We start from the raw sequence: 3,615 nt of genomic DNA on the forward strand, positions 1-3,615 counted from the left end.
CCTGATTTTGTAATGCTTGGTCAGGCATATGGGATAAATTCCAACGCTGCAGAAACTCCTAAAGAGCTAGATAAACTTTTGGGAGAAATATTTTCTATAAAGAGATCATCTCTAGTTAATTGTATCGTATCCAAGGAAGAAAATGTGTTCCCTATGATACCAGGAGGAAAATCAGTAGACGAGATGATTTTATCTAAGGAGGAGTTATGAAAAAATGTCAAATTTTAATGATGATGAGAGATAAACCGGGAATAATGTCTAAAGTTACGGGATTATTTTCTAAAAGAGGATTTAATATAGATGGAATAACTTGTGGAGTATGTGAAGACAAGGAATATTTTAGGATAACAATCACCGTTATTGGGAATAAAGAATATGTTGAGCAAGTTAGAAAACAAGTAGCTAAACTTATAGATGTAAAAAAAGTAGAAATTTTGGATGATGAAAAGGTAGTAAAAAGAGAATTAGCACTAATAAAAGTTAAGTCTGACTCTAAAACAAGGATAGAAATAACAAATATAGTCGATATTTATAGAGCTAAAATTATAGATCTTTCCCACGAGGCTCTTATTATAGAGATTACTGGAGATTCAAATAAAGTAGAAGGATTGATAGGTGTAATGGATAAATTTGGAATATTAGAAGTAACTAGAACCGGAATAAGTGCTATGCATAGAACAGAGATAATTAAACTTTAGGAGGTAGAAACAAATGAAAGAATTAAAAGCTTTAGAAGGTAAAAAATTAACGGTAGTAGGGTATGGAAGTCAAGGACATGCACATGCATTAAACCTTCATGATTTAGGAATGGATGTAACTGTAGGTCTTAGAAAAGGATCAAAATCATGGGAAAAAGCTGAAAATAGTGGTGTAAAAGTAGCAACAATTGGTGAGGCAGTAAAGGGTGCAGATGTAATAATGATCTTAGCTCCAGACGAATCTCAACCAGAATTATATAGAACTGAAATTGAAGAAAATTTAAAAGAAGGAGCTTATTTAGGATTTGCACATGGATTTAATATTCATTATGAAAGAATTACACCTAAAAAAGGTACAAATGTATTTATGGTAGCTCCTAAAGGGCCAGGACATATGGTAAGAGAGATATTTGAAGGTGGACACGGTGTTCCATGTTTAATAGCGGTACACAATGATGTAAGTGGAGATACGAAAGAAATAGCATATGCTTGGGCAAATGGTGTAGGAAGAAAAGTAGGAGTAATAGAAACTACATTCCAAGAGGAAACTGAAACAGATCTATTTGGAGAACAAGCAGTATTATGTGGAGGAGTAACAGAACTTATGCAATCTGGATTTGATACTCTAGTAGAAGCAGGATATAACCCAGAAGTTGCATATTTTGAATGTGTACATGAGATGAAGTTAATTATAGATATGGTATATGAAAAAGGATTTGCTAAGATGAGAGATTCAATCTCAAATACTGCTGAATATGGTGACTATATTACTGGAAAGAAAATTATTACAGATAAAACTCGTGAAACTATGAGAGAAGTTTTAGGGGATATTCAAAGTGGAAAATTTGCCAAAAACTTTATAGATGAAACTGAAAATGGATATAAATTTATGAATGAAGAAAGAGCTAAATATTCTGATTCTAAAATCGAAGCAGTTGGATCAAAGATGAGAAAAATGGTATTTTCAAAATAAGTAATTTTTAAAAAGAGGGCTGTCTAAATTTTGGGATATATTTTTGTATTTATATAATATTAAGTTCTAGAACTAAATTGAAAAAAGCCTTAAGTTTTGAATTTTATGAATTTCGCCAAAAAGACTGATAATCTTTTTGGTGGAATTGTTTTTCTTATGGCCAAAGGATCGGGAACTGCTTCACAGGTGATGAGTCAGGGTACATTTAGTACAACTGGTGAGGATTATAGGATAAATTTACAGGGCAACATGGGTAGAACTTATGGTTTAGAAGGAAAAAGTTGGGGAGATTATTAAGCTTTTTAAGGATTTGAGAATATTTCAAATCCTTTTTTATTATCTAGGAAATTATAAATTTAAAAAATGCTAGAAATATATATAATAAAAATTTTAGATTAGAAATCAAGATTAAAATAATAAATTGTCATAAAAATTATCTAGGAAAATAACTTAATGATTAACTGTAAAAATATTTAATTGTTTAAATTTATAGGCGATAAATATCAATATATTACTATTTTTTATTTGATTTCTTTGCATTTTAATAGGAATTCATGTATAATTTTATTAAAATTAATTAAATTTTGTGTATATAAATTAAATTATGCATAAACGAATTAAATTATCTATAGATTATAAAAAAAGTGTTTGGGAGTGATATTATGAATAAATTAAAGAAAGGGTTTACTTTGATTGAATTGTTAGTGGTTATTGCAATAATAGGTATACTAGCAACAACATTAGTACCAAAATTAAGAGAACAGCTAGCAAAAGCTAAAAATACAAAAGTAATAGCAGCACTAGGGGTTATAAGGACAACTACTGAAATAGTTATTCTAGAAAAATTAATGATGAGCGATGAAGCTACTGTAACAGTAGATTTTGATGGAATTATAAAACCACGGCTAGAGAGTAAAATTATTGAACTAATATATGCCTCAGATGGGCATACAAGACCAAAAATAGGTGGTAGTAAAGGAAGTATTGATGGTAATGTTATTTATGGTGGAACCGTCGAACTTGTGAAAAAAAAAGGAGGAAGTATGCTCGGTGATGGAAACTTTCAGACAAATGGTGATGATTATAGTATATCTATAAATGCTAAAAGAGAAGCACCTTTTGGTTTAGAAGGGAAACGTTGGGATGAGTATTAAGATTTTTAAGGATTTGAGAACATTTCAAATCTTTTTTTTATTGTCTAGGAAATTATAATTATCTAGGTGCAAATTTACTTTTTTACAGATATAAATTTTATTTAGATTTGACTTTTTCCTAAAAAAAATCTAATATTTATAGTAATGAATAGTAATGAATAGTAATGAATAGTAATGAATAGTAAGATAAAAATTGGGGAAATATAAGTTTTAGCAATTGAGGGAGGAAAGAAAAAATGAAGAAAGTTTTTAGTGCACTATTCCTGCTGATATTAGTGGGGTGTAGTGGAGTAGATAAAAGAGAAAATATAATAAAAGAAAAACCAGAATTTAGAGGTGTTTGGATAGCTAGTGTTGTAAACATAAATTGGCCTAAAACTGTGGGGACTGGCAAAGATGCTGAAAAATCTCAAAAACAGGAGTTTATAAAGTTATTAGATGAAGTGGTAGAGATGAATATGAATGCTGTGGTAGTTCAAATTAGACCTACTGCTGATACCTTTTATCCATCTTCATTTGAGCCGTGGTCAAAGTATCTTACAGGAGAACAAGGGATATCCCCTGGCTGGGATCCATTAGAATTTATGATAGAGGAATCTCATAGAAGGGGACTGCAATTTCATGCATGGTTTAATCCATATAGGGTAACTATGAAAAAAGAAGACACTCCTATGAGTACCCATCCAGCTATCTTGAATCCTAAATGGACATTTAGATATGGTGGTAAATTATACTATAATCCTGGAATTCCAGAAGCTATGAACTATAGTATAGATAACATCATGGAAGT

At 30.4% G+C, this 3,615-nt stretch carries 5 protein-coding genes and 1 pseudogene; all 6 read left to right on the plus strand.

Annotated features, from left to right (window positions below; genetic code table 11):
* Positions 1-210, plus strand: a pseudogene (locus tag WBG30_RS15260) (biosynthetic-type acetolactate synthase large subunit); the annotation flags it as partial.
* Complete coding sequence (gene ilvN, locus WBG30_RS15265) at positions 207-698, plus strand: acetolactate synthase small subunit (protein WP_424505509.1); 492 nt, start codon at positions 207-209, stop codon at positions 696-698. The pseudogene WBG30_RS15260 and the gene ilvN, both read left to right, overlap by 4 nt.
* A gap of 13 nt (positions 699-711) precedes the next feature.
* Positions 712-1,671 carry a ketol-acid reductoisomerase gene (gene ilvC / locus WBG30_RS15270; RefSeq protein WP_424505510.1) on the plus strand — a complete coding sequence of 320 codons (960 nt, stop codon included), beginning with the start codon at positions 712-714 and terminating at the stop codon, positions 1,669-1,671.
* Positions 1,672-1,776: 105 nt separating this feature from the next.
* Positions 1,777-1,968 (plus strand): hypothetical protein, encoded by a 192-nt coding sequence (locus WBG30_RS15275; RefSeq protein ID WP_424505511.1) that lies wholly within the window; start codon positions 1,777-1,779, stop codon positions 1,966-1,968.
* A 365-nt stretch (positions 1,969-2,333) separates the two neighbouring features.
* Positions 2,334-2,825, plus strand: coding sequence for a pilin (locus WBG30_RS15280; protein ID WP_424505512.1), 492 nt, complete (start codon positions 2,334-2,336; stop codon positions 2,823-2,825).
* A gap of 236 nt (positions 2,826-3,061) precedes the next feature.
* Positions 3,062-3,615 (plus strand): glycoside hydrolase family 10 protein (locus WBG30_RS15285; protein WP_424505513.1); only part of this gene is annotated, 554 nt, incomplete at its 3' end.

It is taken from the genome of Psychrilyobacter sp. (assembly GCF_049671765.1).
Taxonomy (GTDB): Bacteria; Fusobacteriota; Fusobacteriia; order Fusobacteriales; family Fusobacteriaceae; genus Psychrilyobacter.